The 21,045-nt window shown below is 64.0% G+C and carries 21 protein-coding genes; 10 read left to right on the top strand and 11 right to left on the bottom strand.

Annotation, left to right across the window (positions count from 1 at the left end; all coding sequences use genetic code 11):
- Positions 1-266 precede the first annotated feature (266 nt).
- Positions 267-773, bottom strand: coding sequence for a MarR family winged helix-turn-helix transcriptional regulator (locus ABIB90_RS03035; protein WP_354200162.1), 507 nt, complete (start codon positions 771-773; stop codon positions 267-269).
- Between the two features lie 83 nt (positions 774-856).
- On the opposite strand from ABIB90_RS03035, the gene ABIB90_RS03030 reads away from it, so the two are divergent.
- Both ABIB90_RS03030 and ABIB90_RS03025 read left to right on the top strand, forming a co-directional pair.
- Entirely contained in the window at positions 857-2,077 is a 1,221-nt protein-coding gene (locus tag ABIB90_RS03030; protein WP_354162194.1) for a cytochrome P450, read from the top strand.
- Between the two features lie 44 nt (positions 2,078-2,121).
- Positions 2,122-3,333, top strand: coding sequence for an ABC transporter substrate-binding protein (locus tag ABIB90_RS03025; protein ID WP_007597950.1), 1,212 nt, complete (start codon positions 2,122-2,124; stop codon positions 3,331-3,333).
- Between the two features lie 176 nt (positions 3,334-3,509).
- Here the strand turns inward: ABIB90_RS03025 and ABIB90_RS03020 are convergent, their stop codons facing one another.
- Complete coding sequence (locus tag ABIB90_RS03020; protein ID WP_007597949.1) at positions 3,510-4,772, bottom strand: NAD(P)/FAD-dependent oxidoreductase; 1,263 nt, start codon at positions 4,770-4,772, stop codon at positions 3,510-3,512.
- Between the two features lie 307 nt (positions 4,773-5,079).
- Here ABIB90_RS03020 and ABIB90_RS03015 point away from each other — a divergent pair, with 307 nt between their 5' ends.
- Positions 5,080-6,252 carry an ABC transporter substrate-binding protein gene (locus ABIB90_RS03015; RefSeq protein WP_007597947.1) on the top strand — a complete coding sequence of 391 codons (1,173 nt, stop codon included), beginning with the start codon at positions 5,080-5,082 and terminating at the stop codon, positions 6,250-6,252.
- Positions 6,253-6,404: 152 nt separating this feature from the next.
- On the opposite strand, the gene ABIB90_RS03010 is transcribed toward ABIB90_RS03015, so the two are convergent.
- From ABIB90_RS03010 to ABIB90_RS02970, 9 genes are all read right to left on the bottom strand, one after another.
- Positions 6,405-8,276: a bifunctional sugar phosphate isomerase/epimerase/4-hydroxyphenylpyruvate dioxygenase family protein gene (locus tag ABIB90_RS03010; protein ID WP_354200161.1), complete on the bottom strand. Its 1,872-nt coding sequence runs from the start codon at positions 8,274-8,276 to the stop codon at positions 6,405-6,407.
- Positions 8,273-9,010 carry an ABC transporter ATP-binding protein gene (locus ABIB90_RS03005; protein WP_007597945.1) on the bottom strand — a complete coding sequence of 246 codons (738 nt, stop codon included), beginning with the start codon at positions 9,008-9,010 and terminating at the stop codon, positions 8,273-8,275. The genes ABIB90_RS03010 and ABIB90_RS03005 overlap by 4 nt, the downstream gene beginning before the upstream one ends.
- Before the next feature lie 10 nt (positions 9,011-9,020).
- Entirely contained in the window at positions 9,021-9,764 is a 744-nt protein-coding gene (locus tag ABIB90_RS03000; protein ID WP_219678996.1) for an ABC transporter ATP-binding protein, read from the bottom strand.
- The gene (locus ABIB90_RS02995; RefSeq protein ID WP_354200160.1) at positions 9,761-10,759 is read right to left on the bottom strand and encodes a branched-chain amino acid ABC transporter permease; all 999 of its coding nucleotides are present in this window, start codon (positions 10,757-10,759) and stop codon (positions 9,761-9,763) included. The genes ABIB90_RS03000 and ABIB90_RS02995 overlap by 4 nt, the downstream gene beginning before the upstream one ends.
- The gene (locus tag ABIB90_RS02990) at positions 10,756-11,631 is read right to left on the bottom strand and encodes a branched-chain amino acid ABC transporter permease (protein ID WP_354127029.1); all 876 of its coding nucleotides are present in this window, start codon (positions 11,629-11,631) and stop codon (positions 10,756-10,758) included. The genes ABIB90_RS02995 and ABIB90_RS02990 overlap by 4 nt, the downstream gene beginning before the upstream one ends.
- A gap of 157 nt (positions 11,632-11,788) precedes the next feature.
- Positions 11,789-12,919 (bottom strand): ABC transporter substrate-binding protein, encoded by a 1,131-nt coding sequence (locus tag ABIB90_RS02985; protein WP_007597937.1) that lies wholly within the window; start codon positions 12,917-12,919, stop codon positions 11,789-11,791.
- A 58-nt stretch (positions 12,920-12,977) separates the two neighbouring features.
- Positions 12,978-13,856, bottom strand: coding sequence for a shikimate dehydrogenase (locus tag ABIB90_RS02980; protein ID WP_007597935.1), 879 nt, complete (start codon positions 13,854-13,856; stop codon positions 12,978-12,980).
- A 143-nt stretch (positions 13,857-13,999) separates the two neighbouring features.
- Positions 14,000-14,938 carry a LysR family transcriptional regulator gene (locus tag ABIB90_RS02975; protein ID WP_219679008.1) on the bottom strand — a complete coding sequence of 313 codons (939 nt, stop codon included), beginning with the start codon at positions 14,936-14,938 and terminating at the stop codon, positions 14,000-14,002.
- 328 nt (positions 14,939-15,266) lie between these two features.
- Positions 15,267-15,443: a hypothetical protein gene (locus ABIB90_RS02970; RefSeq protein ID WP_007597932.1), complete on the bottom strand. Its 177-nt coding sequence runs from the start codon at positions 15,441-15,443 to the stop codon at positions 15,267-15,269.
- Positions 15,444-15,610: 167 nt separating this feature from the next.
- Between ABIB90_RS02970 and ABIB90_RS02965 the strand changes: the two genes are divergently transcribed.
- The 7 genes from ABIB90_RS02965 to ABIB90_RS02935 all read left to right on the top strand — a co-directional run bounded on the left by ABIB90_RS02965 (position 15,611) and on the right by ABIB90_RS02935 (position 20,953).
- Entirely contained in the window at positions 15,611-16,339 is a 729-nt protein-coding gene (locus ABIB90_RS02965; RefSeq protein ID WP_007597931.1) for a helix-turn-helix transcriptional regulator, read from the top strand.
- 83 nt (positions 16,340-16,422) lie between these two features.
- Positions 16,423-17,082: an acyl-homoserine-lactone synthase gene (locus ABIB90_RS02960; protein WP_354200159.1), complete on the top strand. Its 660-nt coding sequence runs from the start codon at positions 16,423-16,425 to the stop codon at positions 17,080-17,082.
- Position 17,083: 1 nt separating this feature from the next.
- Positions 17,084-17,302 (top strand): hypothetical protein, encoded by a 219-nt coding sequence (locus tag ABIB90_RS02955; protein ID WP_027514447.1) that lies wholly within the window; start codon positions 17,084-17,086, stop codon positions 17,300-17,302.
- 311 nt (positions 17,303-17,613) lie between these two features.
- On the top strand, positions 17,614-18,531 hold the full coding sequence (locus ABIB90_RS02950) for a branched-chain amino acid ABC transporter permease (protein ID WP_007615745.1): 918 nt from the start codon (positions 17,614-17,616) through the stop codon (positions 18,529-18,531).
- Positions 18,528-19,472, top strand: a complete 945-nt coding sequence (locus tag ABIB90_RS02945) for a branched-chain amino acid ABC transporter permease (protein ID WP_354127026.1) — start codon at positions 18,528-18,530, stop codon at positions 19,470-19,472. Before ABIB90_RS02950 ends, ABIB90_RS02945 begins: the two co-directional genes overlap by 4 nt.
- Positions 19,465-20,232, top strand: a complete 768-nt coding sequence (locus ABIB90_RS02940; protein ID WP_354127025.1) for an ABC transporter ATP-binding protein — start codon at positions 19,465-19,467, stop codon at positions 20,230-20,232. Before ABIB90_RS02945 ends, ABIB90_RS02940 begins: the two co-directional genes overlap by 8 nt.
- Positions 20,225-20,953, top strand: coding sequence for an ABC transporter ATP-binding protein (locus tag ABIB90_RS02935; protein WP_354127024.1), 729 nt, complete (start codon positions 20,225-20,227; stop codon positions 20,951-20,953). Before ABIB90_RS02940 ends, ABIB90_RS02935 begins: the two co-directional genes overlap by 8 nt.
- Positions 20,954-21,045: the final 92 nt, after the last annotated feature.

The following is a 21,045-nucleotide window of genomic DNA, read 5'->3' as shown; positions in this document are numbered from 1 at the left end:
GCGCAGCAGCGTTTCACGCTGCAGCGCGCCCGGGACACGAGAGTTGAGCAAGCCTAAATACGCCAGCCCACCTGCCGCATCATTCTGCACGATTCTTTTGTTGCCTAAGCAACTAATTTATGCGAAGCGTTCCAGATAAAGACTGACGGCGGAAGGAACCGCCGCGTCGGATCCTGGAGGAAGCAATGCTCGGCAGAGAGGGTGCCGCGGGCGAATGCCGGCGCGTGCCTGGACATGACAGAGGTCGGCGCCGGCTGCGTAGCCGGTCAGGTCTCGGTGCTGCCGGTCACTGCGCCGAGATTTTCGTGCAGGCGGCGCAACAGGTCGATCAGAACCTCGCGCTCGCCCTTGTCCAGGCAGGACAACAGGCGCCGTTCGCGCTCGAAGGCCGCGACGATCACCTTGTCATGGATGGCGCGGCCCTTCGCCGTCAGCGAGATCGAATGGGTGCGCCCGTCGTTGGGATCGGTGCGGATCGAGATCAGCCCCCGCTTTTCCAGGCCAGCCAGCGTCCGGCTCACCGGGCCCTTGTCGAAACCAATGACGTGGCAGATGCGCGAGGCGGGGATGCCGGGCTCGATCGCCAGCAGCGACATGATGCGCCATTCCGTGACGTTGACGCCGAACTGCCGCTGATAGAACGCGGTGGCGCTGTTCGAGAGCTTGTTGGCGATGAAGGTGATGAACGCGGGGACGTAGCGGTCGAGATCGAGCGTCGGTCCCGTCTCGGCGTGCGCAGGTTTTTGGCGGGCTCTGGTCGAAGACGGCGGCATATCGGGATTCTGTCTCGCGGCGTGTCTGGAGACCTAAGGGTAAGCGCCGCACTTTCACAAGTTCAAAATGAGGGAGGACTTCCATGAGCACATCCAGCTCCCCGGAAATTAACGGTTCGTCGGCCGTCCCGCATCTCGACGTCGATCCTTTCGCAATGGATTTTTTCGCCGATCCCTATCCCACGCATGAGCTGCTGCGGGAGGCGGGACCTGTCGTCTATCTCGACAAGTGGAACGTCTATGGCGTGGCGCGCTATGCCGAGGTTCATGCCGTGCTGAATGATCCCGCGACGTTCTGCTCCAGCCGCGGCGTCGGTCTCGCCGATTTCAAAAAGGAGACGCCGTGGCGGCCGCCGAGCCTGATCCTCGAAGCCGATCCTCCCGCGCACACCCGTACCCGCGCCGTGCTCTCAAAGGTGCTGTCGCCGACGGTGATGAAGGGGCTCCGCGACCGCTTTGCCGCGGTAGCGGAACAGCGTGTGGACGCGCTGCTGGAGAAGCGCAGCTTCGATGCCATCACGGACCTCGCCGAGGCCTATCCGCTGTCGATCTTCCCGGATGCGCTCGGGCTGAAGCCGGAGGGGCGCGAGAATCTCATTCCCTATGCCAGTGTCGTGTTCAACGCCTTCGGCCCGCCGAACCAGTTGCGCCAGGAAGCGATCGCGCGCTCGGCGCCGCACCAGGCCTACGTCACCGAGCAGTGCCAGCGGGACAACCTCACGCCCGGCGGCATCGGCGCCTGCATCCACGCCCATGTCGACGAGGGTGCCATCACCGCCACCGAAGCGCCGCTGCTGGTGCGTTCGCTGCTGTCGGCGGGCCTCGACACCACGGTCAACGGCATCGGTGCTGCGGTGTATTGCCTGGCGCGCTTTCCGGAGCAGTGGCAGCGCCTGCGTGGCGATCCCACCCTGGCGCGCAACGCTTTCGAGGAGGCCGTTCGTTTTGAAAGCCCGGTGCAGACCTTCTTCCGCACGACAACGCGCGAGGTCGAACTGTCAGGCGCGACCATCGGTGAGGGCGAGAAGGTGTTGATGTTCCTGGCGGCTGCCAATCGCGATCCGCGGCGCTGGGACAAGCCTGACAGCTACGACATCACCCGCCGCACGTCCGGCCATGTTGGCTATGGCTCAGGTATTCACATGTGCGTCGGCCAGCTGGTCGCGCGGCTGGAAGGCGAGACAATGCTCGCGGCGCTGGCCCGACGGATCGCAAAAATCGAGATCACGGGCGAGCCAAAGCGCCGCTTCAACAACACGCTGCGCGGGCTCGACAGCCTGCCCGTGAGCATCACGCCGGCCTGACGCGACCGGCATCGAAAACAACAAATACGACAGGGGAGGGAACAATGAAGAACTTGAAGTGGACGCTTGCGCTGGCCGCGAGCCTGATTGGCGGCGCGGCAAATGCCGAGATTTCGGACAATGTCGTGCGCGTCGGCGTGCTCAACGACATCTCAGGCATCTTCCAGGACACCAACGGCATGGGCTCGGTCGAGGCCGCGCGCATGGCTGCCGAGGATTTCAACGGCGGCGGCAAGGGCATCAAGGTCGACATCGTCTATGCCGATCACCAGAACAAGGCCGATGTCGGCAACGCCATCGCGCGCAAATGGCTCGATGTCGAGGGTGTCGACGCCATCGTCGACGTGCCGAACTCGGCCGTCGGTCTCTCCATCAACACGCTGCTGCGCGACAGCCGCATGACGTTTCTTGCGTCGTCCACCGCGAGCTCCGATCTCACCGGCAAGGCCTGCTCGCCCAACACCATCCAGTGGGTCAACGACGCCTGGGCCACCGGCAACACCACGGCGGCGGCGATGATGTCGCGCGGCGGCAAGGAGTGGTATTTTCTCACGGTCGACTACGCACTCGGCAAGGGCATCGAGGCGGAAGCCCAGAAATACATCGAAGCGCATGGCGGCAAGGTGTTGGGCTCCAGCAAGCACCCGCTCGGCACCTCCGACTTTGCCTCCTTCCTGTTGCAGGCGCAGGGCTCGAAGGCGCAGGTGATCGGGCTCGCCAATGCCGGCGGCGACACCATCAACGCGGTAAAGCAGGCCGCTGAGTTCGGGATCCAGCAGGGCGGACAAAAGCTCGTCGCCTTCCTGCTCTTCATCAACGACGTCCACGGCATGGGCATCAAGGTCGCGCAAGGGCTCCAGCTCATGGAAGCGTTCTATTGGGACATGAACGACGACACCCGCGCCTTCGCCAAGCGGTTCGCCGCGCGGCCCGGCATGAACGGCAAGATGCCGAGCGGCAACCAGGCCGGGGTCTATGCATCCACGCTCGCTTATCTCAACGCGGTCGCCGCGACCGGCAGCGACAACGCCAAGGACGCCGTGCCCGAGATGAAGAAGTTTAGGGGTAAGGACAAGCTGTTCGGCGACACCACGATCCGCCAGGACGGCCGCGTCGTGCATCCGATGTATCTGTTCGAGGTGAAGAAGCCGGAGGAATCGAAATATCCGTACGACTATTACAAGCTGGTCTCGACGATCTCTGCGGAGCAGGCGTTTCGACCGTTGGCGGAAGGTGGGTGCGGGTTGGTGAAGTAGTGATGTAGCCGCGAGCGCCGCTGCACCCTCTCCATCTGTGGGAGAGGGTGGCTTCGCAAAGCGAAGCCGGGTGAGGGGTTCTCTCCGCGAGTCATTCTCTTTCGAGCGCGCTGAGACAGACCCCTCATCCGGCGCTTCGCGCCACCTTTTCCCGCAAGGGGAGAAGGAAGAAAAAGCTACACCACCTTGCTGCTTCCCTGCGTAATCAGCCGCGCGGCGCGCTGGTCGCGGGCGTAGATCCAGAGCCAGCTCAGCGCGACGCTGAGGCGGTGGCGCAAGCCGATCAGGAAGTAGATGTGGGCGATGCCCCAGATCCACCACGCGATGGTGCCGCGCAGCTTGATGCGGCCGAAATCGATCACCGCGAGCCGCTTGCCGATCTGCGCGAGGCTGCCGGAGTGTTTGTAGCGGAACGGCCCGGTCGGCTCCTGGCGCAGCCGGGCCTTGATGGTCTCGGCCACGTGACGGCCCTGCTGCTTGGCGGCCGGCGCGATGCCGGGCACCGGCTTGCCGTCCCAGGCGTTGATCAAAACGGTGTCGCCGATCGCAAAGATTTCTGGATGACCGGGGATGGTGAGATCGGCTTCCACTTGGACGCGTCCGGCGCGATCGGCCGGTGCGCCCAGCCATTCCGCGGCGGGCGAGGCACGGACGCCGGCGGCCCAGATCTTGGTTTTGGCATCGAGCCGCTCGCCGCCGAACACCACGCCGTCGCGGTCGATCTCAGTGACGGCCTGTCCCAGCACGACCTCGACGCCGATTTTCTCCAGCGAGGCCTGCGCATAGGCCGAGAGATCATCGGGAAAGCCTGCGAGCACGCGCGGACCCGCCTCGATCAGCACCACCCGCGCCTTGTTGGTGTCGATATTGCGGAAGTCGGCTGGCAAGGTGTGGTGCGCCATCTCGGCGATGGTGCCGGCGAGCTCGACGCCCGTGGGGCCGGCGCCGACGATGACGAAAGTCAGCCGTGCCGCGCGTTTGGCCGGATCGGTCTCGCGCTCGGCGCGCTCGAACGCCACCAGGATATGACGGCGCAAGGTGGTCGCGTCCTCCAGCGTCTTCAGGCCGGGCGCGAACTGCTCCCATTCGTCGTGGCCGAAATAAGCGTGCCGCGCGCCAGTGGCGAGCACCAGCGTGTCGTACGGCACCTCGCTGCCATCGTCGATCAGCACGCAGCGCCTGTCGGCATCCACCCCGCTGACGGCCGCAAACAGCGTCGTCACGTCGCGCCGGTCGCGCATCAGATGCCGGACCGGCCAGGCGATCTCGCTGGTCGCGAGCGAGGCGGTCGCGACTTGGTAAAGCAGCGGCTGGAACAAATGATGGTTGCGGCGGTCGATCAGCGTGATCTCGACCGGGCTGCCGGCGAGCCGGTAGGTCGTCTCCAGCCCGCCGAAGCCGGCTCCGACAATGACGACGCGGTGCGGTGTCGTGGTCATGTTGCGCCCTCGAATCTCGCTGCTCTATTCTCTCATTTAAGTGCGGATTGGGCGTGGCGGTCCAATAGCCGTCATCAATGGACGCATAGGCTAAGGGTATCGAGTGTATCGCTATCCCGCGAAAAAGCGCCGCATGCTCCGCCGAAGTGAGTAGAATTATATTTCTTGCTATCGCCGATCGGGGCGAAATATGGTGCAGGGGCGGGCGCCGAGCCATTGGCGGCGCGAGAGATTTTGCGTTCAATAGAGATGACCCGGGGCGGCAATGACCCCGCTTCCGGGCATAATAATATGGAGGGGAGTGGTTATGAGGACGGCATTCTGGCTGGCGGGCGCAGCGGCGCTGGTGCTGGCAGGCCCGGCATCCGCCGGCGACACCATCAAGATCGGTTTCGTTTCGACCTTCAGCGGCCCGACCGCCGTGATCGGCAATGACATGCGCAACTCGTTCGAGCTCGCGCTCGATCATCTCGGCCGCAAGATGGACGGCAAGCCGGTCGAGGTGATCTACGAGGACGACGGACAGAAGCCCGACGTCGGCAAGCAGAAGACCGAGAAGCTGGTGCAGTCCGACAAGGTCGACTTCATCGTCGGCTATATCTGGTCCAACGTGCTGCTGGCCTCGCTGAAGACCGCGGTGGACTCGCAGACTTTCCTGATCTCGGCCAATGCCGGCCCGTCGCAGCTCGCCGGCGATCTTTGTTCGCCCTACGTGTTCTCGACCTCCTGGCAGAACGACCAGACGCCGGCTGCCATGGGCCTCTACATGAACCAGAAGGGCGTCAAGAGCGTGTTCCTGATCGGCCCGAACTATGCCGCCGGCAAGGACATGCTCGCGGGCGTGAAGAGCACGTTCAAGGGAGAGGTCAAGGGCGAGGAATACACGGTCTGGCCGAGCCAGCTCGACTTCTCCGCCGAGCTGTCCAAGGCGCGCGCCTCGGGGGCCGAGTCGATCTTCGTGTTCTATCCGGGTGCAGCCGGCGTGCAGTTCCTCAATCAATATGCGCAGGCCGGGCTGAAGAGCACGATGCCGCTCTACACGGCTTTCACCGTCGACGAGCTGTCGCTGCCGCTGCAGAAGGAGAATGCGCTCGGCGTTCCCGGCGCGCAGGAATGGGTGAATGATCTGCCCAACGAGCAGAACAAGCGCTTCGTCGCCGACTATCGCAAGAAATACACCGGCCTGCGTCCCACCTATTACGGCGCGCAAGCCTACGACGCGGCCCAGCTCATCAACAGCGCGGTGGTCGCGGTGAAGGGCGACACCAGCAAGAAGGACGCGATGAAGGCCGAGATGGAGAAGGCCAACTTCAAGTCGCTGCGCGGTCCCTTCAAGTACGGCAAGAACCACATCCCGGTGCAGAGCTTCTATCTCCAGGACGTGGTCAAGGACGGCGAGGGCCAACTCTCGCTGAAGACGGTCGCGACCATCGTCGAAAACGACCAGGATCGTTTCCACGACAAATGCGCGATGAAGTGAGCTGATTGCTTCTCCCTCTCCCCGTCCTTACGGGGAGAGGGGTTCTCAGCTCTCTCTCTCTCGTCATTGCGAGCGTAGCGAAGCAATCCAGAATCTTTCCACAGAGGGATTCTGGATTGCTTCGTCGCAAGGGCTCCTCGCAATGACGGCCACTACACCCGCGGCATGCTCACAGGCCGCACCTCGCGAGCCTGCGCGGCAAGCCTGATTCCGGCATTGGCCGCACCAAACCCCTGATAATCCCGCCGCTCCACGATCTCGAAGAAAAACCGCTCGTCGAAGATGTGGGTATAGACCTGGAAGAACTCCCCGTCGCCTTCGCGGTCGTAGAGAATGTGGTTGGCGCGCAGCTGCGCCATCAGCTCGGGTGCGAGGTCGTATTTGGCTTCGATGTCATCGTAGTAATTGTCCGGGATATCCAAAAAATCCGCGCCCCGCTTGCGCATTTCCGCGACCGCCGCAAAGATGTCGCGGCAGGAGAATGCAACGTGCTGCACGCCCGAGCCGAAAAACTCCGAGATGAAACGGGCCGGCAGCGTGCGGTTGGCGGATGAGCCGTTGAGCACGAAGCGCAGGCTCTGGTCGCCGTTGATGACGGCCTGGCTTTGCACGAGGCCTCTGGGATCGGCGATCTCCATCTGCGGCAGCCGCTCGAGATCGAGGATGCCGGTGTAGAACAGCAGCCAGGACAGCATCTCGTCGTAGGGCATCGACTGCGCGATGTGATCGACAGCTAGCAGCGCGTCCGCGCCGGCGTCGCTCGGGACCGGTTCGAAATCCGTGTTCCAGTTCTTGCCGGCTTGGTCGAGAAAATACAGCAGGCTGCCGCCGACGCCGTGAATTGCGGGAATCTCGAGCTCGCCCGGCCCGACCGGCTGGTAGAAGGTGCGCGCCTTCAGTGTCTCGGCGCGCTGCATGACGAGGCCGGCATTGTCGACGTCGAGCGCGATGGCGCAGACGCCGGGGCCATGCGTCACGTAGTGCGAATGCGCAAAGCCGTCGGTCTCGGAGTTGACGACGAGCTCGACCTTGCCTTGCGACCATCGCTCCACCGCCTTGCTGCGATGCTTGCCGGTCTTGCGAAAACCGAGTTGCGCGAGCAGGCGGGCCAGTTCGCCGGCCTTGGTCTCGTTGACGGCAAACTCGATGAATCCCGTGCCTCCACTTTTGGGCTTGGGCGCCAAGGGTTCGCTGACGAGCTTTGGCCAAGCCGGTGCAAGCTGGTCCTCCAGCAGGATCAGCGAACGCAGGCCGTCGACCGCGGTCTGTATGGCCGAGCCGGCGCGGAATTGGTCGTTGAAGATCTCCAGCGACAGCGGCCCGGCATAGCCCGTCGCCGCGATCGCCGCCATGAACTCGCCGACCGGCAGGTCGCCCTGACCGGGGAAGGAGCGGAAGTGCCGGCTCCACGACAAGATGTCGAGCTCGAGCTTCGGCGCGTCCGCAAGCTGGACCAGGAAGATCTTGTCACCGGGGATCGAGGCCATCGCGCGGACCGGAAAGCCGGGGGCCAGTGCGTGAAAGCTGTCGAGGATCACGCCGATCGCGGGATGGTCGGCGCGCCGCACGATCTCCCAGGCGTCGCGGTAATCGTTGACGTGGCGTCCCCAGGCCAATGCCTCGTAGCCGACGCGCAAGGACCGCTTGGCGGCGCGCTCGCCAAGCTCGCGAAAATCGTCTGCGGCGCGGTCGATGCCGCCGAGCGCGGCCGGCGACACGTTGGAGCAGATCAGCAGCAGATCGGTGCCGAGCTCCTGCATCAGGTCGAACTTGCGTTCGGCGCGGGCAAAGTTGCGCGAACGCTGCGGCTCCGGCATGCCCTCGAAATCGCGGAACGGCTGAAACGCGCAAATCTCGAGATTGAGGTCCCCGCAGAGCTTTGCGATGTCGCGCGGGCCTGAGCCGAACGACAGCAGATCGTTCTCGAAAATCTCGACCGCGTCGAATCCGGCGGATGCGATGGCGCGGAGCTTTTCGTCAAGTGCGCCGGAGAGAGAGACCGTTGCGATCGAGCGTTTGGTCATGCTGCGTTGTCCTCCATGGCGCCGCCAAGGAACAATTGTCCGATGCGGGGATCATTCAAAATGCGCTTCGCACCGTCGACCATGCGGGTCTGGCCGAGCTCGAGCACGATGCCGATGTCGGAAATCTCCAGCGCCGAGCGTGCGTTCTGCTCGATCATCAAAATGGTGACGCCGCGGTCGCGCAGGGATTTCAGGATGTCGAAAGTCTGCTGCACCATCAGCGGCGACAGGCCGATCGACGGCTCGTCGATCAGCACGAGCTTCGGCTCGAGCAGCAGCGAGCGGGCGATTTCGAGCTGCTTCTGCTCGCCGCCAGATAGCGTGGAGGCCTGCTGCGTCGATTTCCGCCGCAGCGCCGGGAACAGGTCGAGCGCGGCCTCGATCCGGCTCTGCAGGTCGATGCCCTTGCCGGCGGAAACGCCGCCGAGCTCGATGTTGTGGCGCACCGACAGCTCGGGAAAGATGTTGCGGCCCTGCGGCACGTAGCAGATGCCGGCATTGAGCAGCGCGCGCTGGCTCAGATTGGTGACGTCGCGGCCGGCGAAGCTGATTTTGCCCTCGCGCAGCTTGAGCAGGCCGAAGATCGCCTTGAACACGGTGGACTTGCCGGCGCCGTTCGGGCCGATGATGGTGGTGATGGTGGCCTGCGGCACGGCGAAGGTGGTGCCGTTCAGGATCGTCATCTTGCCGTAGCCGCCGACGAGATTGTGAACCAAGAGGATCGGATCGCTCATGGTCGCTCTCCTAATGTCCGAGATAGGCTTCGATCACGGCGGGGTTCTTTCGGACCTCGTCGGGTCGTCCCATTGCCAGCACTTTGCCTTCCGCCATCACCATCACGCGCGAGCACAGCGACATCACGAATTCCATGTTGTGCTCGATCACGACGAAGGTGGCGTTCTTCTCGCGGTTGATCGCGACCAGCCGCTCCTTCAGGTCCGCCAGCATCGACGGGTTGACGCCGCCGGCGGGCTCGTCGAGCAGCACCAGCCGCGGTCCGCCCATGAAGGCCATGGCGGCGTCGAGTAGTTTTTGCTGGCCATAGGACAAACCGCCGGCCGGCTCGTCGGCAAGATGATCGAGCTTGAAAAAGCCGATCATCTGGTTGGCGGCCTCCGTCAGGCCGGCATCGGAGCGGCCGACCAGCCGCGAGGCCATGCTGCCCTGGTGCTCCTGTCCTGCGAGGATCAGGTTCTCGCGCACCGAGAGTTTTGGGAACACCTGCAGGAGCTGGAAGGTGCGGCTGACCCCGAGCTTGTTGAGCTCGGCGGGTCGAAGGCCCGTGACGACCTTGCCGTCGAGCTTGACCTCGCCGCCGCTCGGCGTGAGCTGGCCGAGGATGCAGTTGAACAGGGTCGACTTGCCGCAGCCGTTCGGTCCGATCAGGCCAAGGATCTCGCCCTCGCGGACGTCGAAAGAGACGCCGCCGACGGCGCTGATGCCGCCAAAATTCTTCTTGATGTCGGAGACTTCGAGGACCGCGCTCATTGCACTGTCTCCAGCCGGGACTTTGCGACGGCGCGCTGGGCCGAGGCCGCCTTGGTTCGGCGCTCGGCGAGATAGCGGTCGAGGATTCCCAAAATGCCGGTCGGCGACCAGATCAGCAGCCCCATCACCGCGATCGCGTACAGCATCAGATAATAGCCCTCGGTGAAGCGCAGCCATTCCGGCAGCAGCACCGCGATCATCGCGCCGAGGAACGGACCCAGGAAGAAGCCGGCGCCGCCGACGATCACCATCATCAGGAGGTCGAGCGAGAGCGACAGGTTGAACGGCACGGGATCGATATATTGCGTCAGCGGCGCATAGAGCGCGCCGGCGACGCCGCCGAGCGCAGAGCCGATCGCGAACGCCATCAGCGTATAGCGTCGCGTGTCGACGCCCAGCGACTGCGCCCGCAGCGGGTTTTCGCGCAGCGCCATGAAGGCGCGGCCCCAGGGCGAGCGGATCAGCCACCACACTGCAAGCGACACGATCGCGAGCGAGCCGAGACAGACATAGTAGAACGGCAGCGGCTTGTTGGTCGCGATGCCGAAGATGTGCGGGCGCGGAATGTTGGAGATGCCGTAGATGCCGCCGGTGAGCCAGCTCTCGTTGCGAAACACCAGGAAGGCCAGCGTGGAGAAGGCGAGCGTGACGAAGGCGAGGTAGTGGTGCTGCACCCGCAGCGCCGGATAGCCGAGCACCCAGCCGACCGCGAAGCTCAGGCCGATCGCGACGACGATCGCCGCCGGCAGCGGCCAGCCATGCGTGGTCATGATCGCTGCCGCGTAAGCGCCGATGCCGACGAAGGCGCCCTGCGCCAGCGAGACCTGGCCCGCATAGCCAAGCGTGAGGTTGAGGCCCATCGCGGCGATGGCCATCACCGCCCATTGGCTCAGGATGAACAGGCCATAGCGGTTGAAGTTCATGGGGACTGCGATCAGCGCAGCGATGACCATGAGGCCGAACGCGATCTTGAGAGGTTTGGCGAAGCCGCTCATACGGTGCGCTCCTCGGCGCGGCCGAGCAGGCCCTGCGGCCGGAACAGGATGACGGCGATCAGGAAGATCATCGGCACGGCGGCGCGATACTGCGTCGAGACATAGGCGGCTGCGAGATTGTCGAGCACGCCGATCAGGAGGCCGCCTGCGATCGCGCCTCGCACCTGGTTGAAGCCGCCGATGATCGCGGCGATGAAGGCAGCCTGGCCCAGTACCTCGCCGGACGTGAATTTCGCGAGGTAGATCGGCGTGATCAACAGCGAGGCGAGCGCGACCAGGAACGCGTTGATCAGGAAGGTCAGGAGAATCATGCGCTCGACAGGGACGCCGATGATGCGCGCCACCGTCGGGTTCTGCGCCGCCGCCTGCATCTGGTGGCCGAGCGAGGTGCGGTCGAGAAGCGCAGTCAAGCCGAAGACGGCAAGGATGGCGAGGAGGAGAACGCCGATGCTTTGCAGCGAGACGGCATGGCCGAGGATGGAGATATCGCCGGTCGGCACGATCGAGGGGAAGGGTGAGGCTTCGGCGCTGAAGAACTGCTTGACGGCCTCCTTGAGGCCGATCGCGAGCGCCATGGTCGCGATCGCGAGCGGCAGCACGCCGTGGCGTAGCATCGGATCGACCAGTAGCATCTTGAAGGCGAGGCCGAGCAGGAGCATCGAGAGCAGGATGCCGAGGATGATCGCGAGCCAGAACGGCGCGCCGGCATGCATCGCCGCCAGCATCAGGAACGCCGGCAGCATCACGAACTCGCCCTGCGCGAAATTGATGGTCTGCGAAGTCTGCCACAGCAGCGTGAAGCCGACCGCGACCAGCGCATAGATCGCGCCGGTGGCAAGTCCCGCGACCAGAAGATCGAACAGATTGGACATTTTCCCCTCTCGGCGCTCGCGCTCTGTCTTCTCGCTCTCCCCGCTCTTCCTTTTCTCCCTCTCCCCGCGAAGGGCGGGGAGAGGGAGACGAAAGATCTCGCTCCGCATCCGCCTTCGCTAAACCTTCGGCGGACAGGCGCGGCGAGAGGCAAAGACCTCACTTCACCTTCGGCAGCACCTGCTTCACCACTTGCTTGCCTTCGACCACTTCCACCAGAAAGCTCTGGCGGTCGATGTCGCCGGTGTCGCTGAAGGTGACGTCCATCAGGATGCCCGGCTCGTCCGCGGCCTTAATGGTCAGGCCGTGCAGGGTGTCGGCGAACGCCTTCGAATCCACCTTCCCCATCTTGTCGGTGGTGGCCTTCACCATGTAGACCGCGAGATAGCCTTTCAGGCCGTTATGATCAGGCACGTAATTGTACTTCTTCGCGAACTTGTCACGAAACGCCTTGATCAGGTCGACCGGCGCATCGGTGGTGAGACCGACATGGCCACGCGCGCCGTTGGCGGCATCGCCCGCGAGCTCGATCACCTTCTGCCCGATCAGCGTGGTCTCGCCCATCAGCGGCGCGGTGACGCCCTGACGTTTCAGCTCCTTCAGGATACGTGCGCTCTCTTCCTCGTTCAAATAGACGAACACGGCATCGGGATTGGCGGCCTTGATCTTGCCGACGTCGGCGGCGAAATCGGCCTGACCTGCTTCGGTCGAGAGATCGGCGACCACCTTGGAGCCGAGCCGGTCGAGCTCCTTGACGACGACATCGCGACCGCCGCGGCCAAAATCGTTGTTGACCCAGACCACGGCGACCGACTTCGCCTTCATGTCGTCGTGAATGTATTTGGCGACCTTCGGCATCGACGATTGCTGGCCGAACGAGGTGCGGAACAGGAATTTGTTTCCGCCTTGCGTCAGCTCGGCGGCTTCGCCGCCCATGATCTGCGCGATGCCGGCTTCGGCCGCCAACGGCGCGGTCACCTTCACCGAGCCGGAATAGCCGGGTCCGAGCAGCACATAGGGCTCGGCGTCGAGCGCCTTTTGCACCTGCGCGCGCGCGACGCCGGGGTTGGATTGCGAATCCGCATGAGTGACTTCGAGCTTGCGGCCGAGCACGCCGCCCTTGGCGTTGATCTCCTCGATCGCGAGGTCGATGCCGTTTTTCCAGTTGGTGCCGACGGTGGCGCCGCCGCCGGACAACTCGGCGACGTCGGCGAGCTTGATCGCCTGGGCGTGGACGCTGGTTGCAGTCGCGAAGGCAAGCAGGGCGCCGGCCAGAATGGTCGATTTCATGGTCTCTCCTCCCATTTTTCGTTGATGTTGTGCGCGGCCTTGTGTCCGGCCGCTTCGGTTACGCTGCGTGATAGGCCGAGCTTCGTGCCGCCATCACCTCGTCGAATGCCTCTCCCATGATCTCGGTCGATGGGGCAAGACCCGTGAACAGTTCGAAAGCGTCGGCGGCCTGGTAGATCGCAAGCTCCCGGCCGGTCATGATCCGCGCGCCCTTGGCTTGGGCGGCCGCCAGCAGCGGCGTGATCAGCGGTGAGTAGACGGCGTCGGCGACCCACAGGTTTTGACGCAGCAGCGTCGGCGAGACCGGCGTTTCCCGGTTCGGCAGCATGCCGACCGGTGTGCCGTTGACGAGGCCGGTTGCGCCGTCGAGCGCATCCTCGACGCTTGCGGCGACCCTGGCGCCCCCCTGCTTGACGAGCAGCGCGGCGAGTTTTTCGGCGCGTGCCGGCTCGCTGTCGAAGATGCGGATGTCGGTCACGTCAAGGCTCGCCAGCGCAAAGGCGATCGCCTTGCCGACGCCGCCGGTGCCGATCACGGCCACCGCGTTGCCGGACGGCGCCAGTAGCGGCGCGACGGCGCGCGCAAAGCCGGTCGTGTCGGTGTTGTGGCCGGTCAGCCGTCCGTTCCTGACGACGACGGTGTTGACCGCCCCCATGGCGGCCGCACCCGGTGCCAGTTCATCGAGCAGCGGGACCACTGCCTCCTTGTAGGGAAAGGTGACGTTGACGCCGGCAAAGCCGAGCCGCCGCACGCCTTCCAGCATCAGCCGGAGCCCGGCCGTATCGGCGCCGGCCACTTCGATGAGCTGATAATGTCCGCGCAGGCCAAGCCCCTCCGCGGCGCGCTCATGCATGGCAGGGGAGGCGGAATGCGCGATGGGTGCGCCGATCAGGCCGGTCAGGAGCTTTTTGGATGCGGCGGGTCCGCGCTTTGACATGGTTCGCTATCGTCTCGTTGGGAGCGTTCGGTCCCGGCCATTAGCGGGGAAATCCGCCCAGTTCCAAGGGGCTTCCCCTAGGAACGATAGTCTTTCCTCGGCCTAACACAATTACCCTTTTGTCCTGCAAACCTAACATAATGTTATCTCTTCCGCCCCCGTGCCGCCGCGGCCCTGCCTTTGCCCTGCGACGGCTCGACTGCGCGCATCTCCGCGCGCAGGGACTCGATGAAATACTCGACATGAAGCGACAGCGGCGCGCCGCGCTTCACCGCGATATAGGTCTCGAATCGCGTTGGCTCGGTGATCTTGATCAGCTCGATGCCGGGATAGCCGCCATGGGCCACCGTGAACTGGTCGATGACGGCGATGCCGAGCCCCGCCTTCACCAGCGCGCAGACCGTGGTGCCGAAGCGGGCGCGGATGGTGATGTTGTATGCGAGGCGGTGGCGCGCGAAGATCTCGGCCATGATCCGCCCGTAGGGATCGTTGGGATCAATGCCGATCAGCGGATAGCGCGTGATCTCGGCGGCGGAGACCTGCTTGCGGCCGGCGAGCTCGTGGCCCGGCGGCACGATGCAGTAGAGCTCGCCTGAGGCGAGCGGCATGAAGTCGAGCCCGGAATGCTCCAGGCGGTAGCTCATCGCCACGCACTCGCCGCGGCCGAGCATGAGGTAGTCGATGGCTTCCTCGAGCTTGAGGATGTTGATGTCGATGCCGAGATCCGGATAGCGCCGCCGGACCCGCTCGATCGCGCGCGGCACCATGACTTGCGAAATGCTCGGCACCGAGCCGATGCGCAATTCCGACAATCCGCCGCGTCCGATCTTGGAGATGATCTCGGAAAGGTCGTCGACCTTCTTGTAGACGCCGTTGATCTGCTCGAAGATGTTCTCGGCTTCCGGGGTGGGGAAATAGCGTCCGTTCTGGCGCTGGAAGAAGCGGATGCCGAGCGAGCGCTCGGTGTATTTGACGAGGCGGCTGATGCCCGGCGCCGAAACGTTCAGCAGCTTCGCCGCGCCGCCGATCGTGCCCGTCACCATCACGGCACGGATCACTTCAACCTGGCGCAGCGTCATCATTTCCTAGGCATCCAAAAGATAATCGTGGGCGGCGCTGCCTTTCCCTCTCCCCTTTGTGGGAGAGGGTGGATCACAGCGATAGAGCGAGACGGGTGAGGGGTTCTCTCCCGCGCGAGCCTCGCGCATTTGAACGCGTGGAAACAACCCCTCATCCGGCGCCATAGCCGATGCGAAGCATCGGCGTTTTGTTTTAAGAACGGCGGCCGAAGGCCGCCTATGCCACTTCTCCCACAAGGGGAGAAGGAAGGAAACATTCGCGTTCGGTTGTTCGGTTCAGAGGAAGGCATGGCACCGAACGGACCGTTCGTGCGCTCACAGCGATTGCGTGCTAGCTCGCCGGTCCGTCCGGCGAGGCGCTCTCTGCTGGCTTGCTGCGCTCGCTTTGCAGCACCCCGCGCGCGAACTCGATGATCTTCTGCTTGTTTGCCGTTTCGCGGACCGCGAAAAATACGCGGTTGAGTTCCAGGCCGAGCACGCTGTTGAGGGCGATGTCCTCGTCTTCCATCGTGGTTTCCCCGCTTCAGACATTGTAGGTGTATCTTGACGTCGCTTCTTCCACAAGTAGATTAAACCTTCTTGGTCAATGGGATACCGGGAAACTACGGAAACCGTGAATTGAGGCAGTGCCCAAAGACGTGCTATATCGCACAGCGAGGGTCAGGAAACGCACCGATGTCCGCCGTGGATTATGGCCGGGAAGCGCTCGACTTCATTGAGGGGCTAGGGGCCTATCGGAGGGTTCCGGACGCTATGAATGCGCTCGAAGGGGCCTTCGGGCGCTTCGGCTTTGAAACCATCATCGTGACAGGGTTGCCGAATCCCGACCAGCGGTTCGCACAGATGGTGCTCGCCAAGCGCTGGCCCGCGGAATGGTTCAGCCTCTACACCCAGAACAACTACGACCGCGTCGACCCCGTGGTGCGGATGTGCCGACAATCGGTCAACCCATTCGAGTGGTCGGAAGCGCCCTATGATGCCGAACTCGATCCGGGCGCGGCGGAGGTCATGAACCGCGCCGGCGATTTCCGCATGTCGCGCGGCTTCATCGTGCCGATCCACGGGCTCACCGGCTATGAAGCCGCCGTGTCGCTCGGCGGCATCCATCTCGATCTCAACGCCCGCAGCAAGCCGGCATTGCACCTGATGGCGATGTATGGCTTCGACCACATTCGCCGTCTGCTCGATCCGGCGCCGTATCCCTCGACGCGCCTCACTCCGCGCGAGCGCGAGGTGATCTCCTGGGCCTCACAGGGCAAATCGGCCTGGGAAATCGGCGAGATACTGCACATCACGCAGCGTACCGCCGAAGAGCATCTCGCGACCGCCGGGCGCAAGCTCGGAGCCGTGAACCGTACGCATGCGGTTGCACTGGCGATTCGCAACAAGATCATCAATCCCTAAGCGACGTACTGGGAAATTTCCCAATATCGAACCATTCTCTTTTCGCAGAGGGTGCCCTCCATTGAGGACGAATGGGGGCTTTCATGATTCACGCCATTTCTGCAGTAAATCGCCACCTTTACGAAGATGTACTCGATCAGCATTTCCGGCTGCGGCACGACATCTTCGTCGAAGAGCGGCGCTGGGAGACGCTGCGCAGGCCGGATTGTCGCGAGATCGATGCTTATGACGACGAGGACACAGTCTATCTGCTTGCGCTGGAGGGACGCCGTGTTATCGGCGGTCACCGGCTCTACCCGACCACCAAGCCTTCGATGATGAGCGAAGTCTTTCCGCATCTGGCATCGGTTCGCGGCTGTCCTTCGGATCCGCTGGTCTGGGAATGGTCGCGCTACTTCGTCGTGCGCGATCGCCGCGACGGCGCGCTCAACCTGCAACTGATGGCGGCGGTGCAGGAGTTCTGCCTCGGTCAGGGGATCGCGCAGGTCAGCGCGATCATGGAAACCTGGTGGTTGCCGCGCTTTCATGAGGCCGGCTTCGTCGTGACCCCGCTCGGCCTACCGGCTCTGGTGGAGAATGCGTGGACCATGGCGGCGACGATCGACATTCGTCGCGAGACGCTCGATGCCCTGCATGATCGCATCGGTGTGCCTTCTATCGTGCAACAGGACGGCCCGCGTCTGGACGCCGTCGCCCGTGCCAACCTCTGCGGCCTCGCTGCCGCGCAACGAAAGAGCGCCTGAGATGTCGAACATGATGCGGGACAGCCAGATCATGGCGCAGATCAAGGACGAAAATCTCGGCTACATGTCCGACATGGCGCTCGAACTCGCGCAGATGGCGGAAGACACCGGATTGGCGACGCTCGCCTATCTGTTCCGGATGGCGGCGCTGGAGGCCTCGACGGCCAATAGCGTGCTTGCCGAGCCGGATGACCTTCCCCGGCAGATGACGTCGCACTAGGCGGCTCCATCTACACGTTGCGACGAATTCACACCCTCTCTCCGGCAACGGAGGGAGGGTGATCCGTTTTGGGTGCGTCAGGTTGACCCATCCTGCGCGGCAGTCTTCTTGCAAGGCCGATTGCAGGGGCCAGGACCGATCGGATGCATCGGCATGCAACAAAGTGCATGTTGGGTGTCGAATCGCTCTTGCCTCGGAACGATACTGCCATTACCCATTTTTCCGCCTTGTAGAGGCAGGGGGAGCTCTTTCACTGATGGCGACCGTGTTCGAACATCGGCGCGAACCTGCGTGCGCCTGAAAGAGTTTTGATGCTGCTCGTCGTCGAACAGTTCTTGAACGGATTGCAGTTTGGCCTGCTGCTGTTCCTGCTCGCCGCCGGCCTGACGCTGGTGTTCGGGATCATGGATCTCGTCAACCTCGCGCACGGCTCGCTCTACATGATGGGCGCCTATTTCGCCGCGACCTTCGCAGCCTGGACCGGCAGCTTCCTGCTCGGCGCGCTGCTGGCGCTCGGCGCGACGCTCGTGCTCGGCATTGTGCTCGAGATGACCGCGCTGCGGCATCTCTATGGACGCGACCATCTCGACCATGTGCTCGCGACCTTCGGCCTGATCCTGTTCTTCAATGAAGCCGTGCGGCTGATCTGGGGGCCGGCCGGGCTTGCGCTGCCGCTGCCGGCCTGGCTCACCGTGCCGGTGCCGATCCTGCCGGGCATTCACTATCCCGCTTATCGCCTCGCCATCATCGTCGTGGCGCTGCTGGTTGCGCTGCTGCTCTATCTCGGCGTGATGCGCACCCGCATCGGCATGCTGATCCGGGCCGGCGCCTCCAACCGCGAGATGATCGGTGCGCTCGGCATCAACATCAAGCTGCTCTACACCCTGGTGTTCGGCCTCGGTGCCGCGCTCGCCGGCCTTGCCGGCTTGATGCAGGCGCCGATCCTCACCGTGCAGATCGGCATGGGCGAGAACATCCTGATTCTGGCCTTCGTTATCATCGTGATCGGCGGTATCGGTTCGATCCGCGGCGCGTTCCTGGCCGCGATCTTTGTCGGCATGATCGACACGCTCGGCCGCGCTTTCCTGCCCAATTTGTTGCGGCAGGTGCTGAGCGGCGCCGCGGCCTCCACCGCCGCGCCCGCGTTGTCGTCCATGCTGATCTATCTGCTGATGGCGATCGTGCTGGTGGTGCGTCCGGAGGGGCTGTTTCCGGCCAACCGCCGATGAAGGCTTTCACTGTGAGTAAGGCCGTCACGGCCCTGATGCTGGCGGGCCTCGTGCTGCTGCCGCTGTATTCGCAACTCTCCGGCAACATCTTCATCCTGACGCTGTTCACGCGCATCGTCATTCTGGCGCTGGCGGCCGCGAGCCTCAACCTCATCATGGGTTTTGGCGGCATGATGAGCTTTGGCCACGCCGCCTATCTCGGCATCGGCGGTTACGCGGTCGGCATGCTGGCGCAGGAAGGCGTGGGAAGCGGCTTCATCCAGTTTCCGGTCGCGCTCGCGGCGTCCGCGACTTACGCGCTGGTGATCGGCGCGCTCTCGCTTCGCACGCGTGGCGTTTACTTCATCATGATCACGCTCGCCTTCGCGCAGATGGCCTATTACGTCGCCTCGGGGCTGGCGCGTTATGGCGGCGATGACGGCCTCACCGTCTACAAGCGCAGCGACTTCTCCGGGCTGATCAATCTGTCGAACCGCACGCAGTTCTATTATCTCTGCCTCGCCTGCCTATTGGGCGTGGTCTTCCTGATCTGGCGCATCGCCAATTCGCGCTTCGGCCTCGTCCTGCAGGGCCTGCGCTCCAACGAGCAGCGCATGCAGGCGATCGGCTTTCCCTCGAAACGCTACCAGCTGGTCTGCTTCGTCATCTCGGGCATGATGTGCGGCCTTGCCGGCGCGCTGCTCGCCAACAACACCGATTTCGTCAGCCCGGCCGCGATGTACTGGACGCGTTCCGGCGACCTCATGGTGATGGTGATCCTCGGGGGCATGGGCACGCTGTTCGGTCCGGTCATCGGCGCCGTGGTGTATTTGCTGCTGGAAGAGTTCTTGTCGCAGCTCACCGAATACTGGGCGCTGATCATGGGCCCGATGCTGCTGCTGATCGTGCTGTTCGGCCGCGGCGGCATCATGGGCCTGCTCGGGAGGCTCCAACGTGGCTGAGCCGCTGCTCCGCGTTGACAAGCTGGTGCGCCGCTTCGGCGGCATCATTGCGACCGACAACGTCTCGCTCGACGTCGCGGCGGGTGAGCTGCACGCCATCATCGGCCCGAACGGCGCCGGCAAGACCACGCTGATCAGCCAGCTCACCGGGCATCTGGAGCCGCATTCCGGCAGCGTCTCGCTGGCGGGGCGCGACATCACCTATCTGCCGGCCTATCGCCGCTGCGCGTTGGGCCTGGCACGTTCGTTCCAGATCACTTCGCTGCTGCTCGATTTCACCGCCGCCGACAATGTTGCGCTCGCGGCGCAAGCGCATGCCGGCACCTCGTTTCGCTTCTTCGCCGATGCACGCAAGGAGAAGGGCCTGCGCGATGCCGCGCATGCCGCGCTCGACCGCGTCGGTCTCGCCCATCGTGCCGATGTCCTGGTGTCCAGGCTCAGTCATGGCGAGCGTCGCCAGATCGAGCTGGCCGTGGCGCTGGCAAGCAAGCCGAAACTTTTGCTGCTCGACGAGCCGATGGCCGGCCTCGGCGTCACCGAGTCCCAGCGCATGGTGCAGCTGCTCCAGGAACTGCGGAAAGAGGTCTCGATCGTGCTGGTCGAGCACGACATGCCGGCGGTGTTTGCGCTGGCCGACCGTATCTCGGTGCTGGTCTATGGCCGCGTCATCGCCTCCGGCGATCCGGCCGCGATCAGGGCGAACGAGGACGTCAAGCGCGCCTATCTCGGCGAGGCGCATGTGGTGACGCACCATGGCTGAAAAAGGGATGGGTGACACGCTGCTCGAGGTCGACGGCATCGAGACCTGCTATGGCCTGTCCCAGGTGCTGTTCGGCCTGTCGCTGTCGGTCAAATCAGGCGAGATGGTCTCGCTGATGGGCCGCAACGGCATGGGCAAGACCACGACCATCCGCTCCATCATGGGCCTGACGCCGGCGCGCGCAGGCAGCATCCGCTTTGCGGGTTCGGAAGTGCGGACGCAGCCGTCCTACAGGATCGCGCAACTCGGTGTCGGCCTCGTCCCCGAGGGGCGGCAGATTTTCCCGAACCTCACCGTGCGCGAAAACCTGGTCGCGGCCGCCGCCGATCGTTTCGACAGCAGCAATCCCTGGACGCTGGCGGCGATCTACGTGATGTTTCCGCGCCTGGCCGAGCGCGCCTCCAACATGGGCAACCAGCTCTCCGGCGGCGAGCAGCAGATGCTCGCAATTGGCCGCGCGCTGATGACCAACCCGAAGCTCCTCATCCTGGATGAAGCCACCGAAGGCCTGGCGCCGCTGATCCGCGAAGAGATCTGGAGCTGCCTGTCGCTGCTCAAGAGCCGGGGACAGTCGATCCTGGTCGTCGACAAGAACGTCGACCACCTGGCCCGCATCTGCGACCGCCACACCATCATCGAGCGCGGCAAGACGGTGTGGAGTGGCACCTCCGACGAACTGATGGCCGAGCCGGATCTGCAGCACAAATACCTGGGGATTTGAGGCGGCGGCGAGGTGAGGGACGGTACGCGTGGCCGCTCACCCGGTGTCGTCCTGGCGAACGCCAGGACCCATACCGCGAGGTCTGTCCATTG

This window comes from Bradyrhizobium sp. JR4.1 (assembly GCF_040548605.1).
Lineage (GTDB): Bacteria > Pseudomonadota > Alphaproteobacteria > Rhizobiales > Xanthobacteraceae > Bradyrhizobium > Bradyrhizobium canariense.
The sequence above is the reverse complement of the archived record's forward strand: the minus strand, read 5'-3'. Positions and strand labels throughout refer to the sequence as shown.

Coding starts and splice junctions, on each gene's coding strand:
- ABIB90_RS03035 (WP_354200162.1), bottom strand. CDS start 773: ATGCCGCCGTCTTCGACCAGAGCCCGCCAAAAACCTGCGCACGCCGAG.
- ABIB90_RS03030 (WP_354162194.1), top strand. CDS start 857: ATGAGCACATCCAGCTCCCCGGAAATTAACGGTTCGTCGGCCGTCCCG.
- ABIB90_RS03025 (WP_007597950.1), top strand. CDS start 2,122: ATGAAGAACTTGAAGTGGACGCTTGCGCTGGCCGCGAGCCTGATTGGC.
- ABIB90_RS03020 (WP_007597949.1), bottom strand. CDS start 4,772: ATGACCACGACACCGCACCGCGTCGTCATTGTCGGAGCCGGCTTCGGC.
- ABIB90_RS03015 (WP_007597947.1), top strand. CDS start 5,080: ATGAGGACGGCATTCTGGCTGGCGGGCGCAGCGGCGCTGGTGCTGGCA.
- ABIB90_RS03010 (WP_354200161.1), bottom strand. CDS start 8,276: ATGACCAAACGCTCGATCGCAACGGTCTCTCTCTCCGGCGCACTTGAC.
- ABIB90_RS03005 (WP_007597945.1), bottom strand. CDS start 9,010: ATGAGCGATCCGATCCTCTTGGTTCACAATCTCGTCGGCGGCTACGGC.
- ABIB90_RS03000 (WP_219678996.1), bottom strand. CDS start 9,764: ATGAGCGCGGTCCTCGAAGTCTCCGACATCAAGAAGAATTTTGGCGGC.
- ABIB90_RS02995 (WP_354200160.1), bottom strand. CDS start 10,759: ATGAGCGGCTTCGCCAAACCTCTCAAGATCGCGTTCGGCCTCATGGTC.
- ABIB90_RS02990 (WP_354127029.1), bottom strand. CDS start 11,631: ATGTCCAATCTGTTCGATCTTCTGGTCGCGGGACTTGCCACCGGCGCG.
- ABIB90_RS02985 (WP_007597937.1), bottom strand. CDS start 12,919: ATGAAATCGACCATTCTGGCCGGCGCCCTGCTTGCCTTCGCGACTGCA.
- ABIB90_RS02980 (WP_007597935.1), bottom strand. CDS start 13,856: ATGTCAAAGCGCGGACCCGCCGCATCCAAAAAGCTCCTGACCGGCCTG.
- ABIB90_RS02975 (WP_219679008.1), bottom strand. CDS start 14,938: ATGATGACGCTGCGCCAGGTTGAAGTGATCCGTGCCGTGATGGTGACG.
- ABIB90_RS02970 (WP_007597932.1), bottom strand. CDS start 15,443: ATGGAAGACGAGGACATCGCCCTCAACAGCGTGCTCGGCCTGGAACTC.
- ABIB90_RS02965 (WP_007597931.1), top strand. CDS start 15,611: ATGTCCGCCGTGGATTATGGCCGGGAAGCGCTCGACTTCATTGAGGGG.
- ABIB90_RS02960 (WP_354200159.1), top strand. CDS start 16,423: ATGATTCACGCCATTTCTGCAGTAAATCGCCACCTTTACGAAGATGTA.
- ABIB90_RS02955 (WP_027514447.1), top strand. CDS start 17,084: ATGTCGAACATGATGCGGGACAGCCAGATCATGGCGCAGATCAAGGAC.
- ABIB90_RS02950 (WP_007615745.1), top strand. CDS start 17,614: ATGCTGCTCGTCGTCGAACAGTTCTTGAACGGATTGCAGTTTGGCCTG.
- ABIB90_RS02945 (WP_354127026.1), top strand. CDS start 18,528: ATGAAGGCTTTCACTGTGAGTAAGGCCGTCACGGCCCTGATGCTGGCG.
- ABIB90_RS02935 (WP_354127024.1), top strand. CDS start 20,225: ATGGCTGAAAAAGGGATGGGTGACACGCTGCTCGAGGTCGACGGCATC.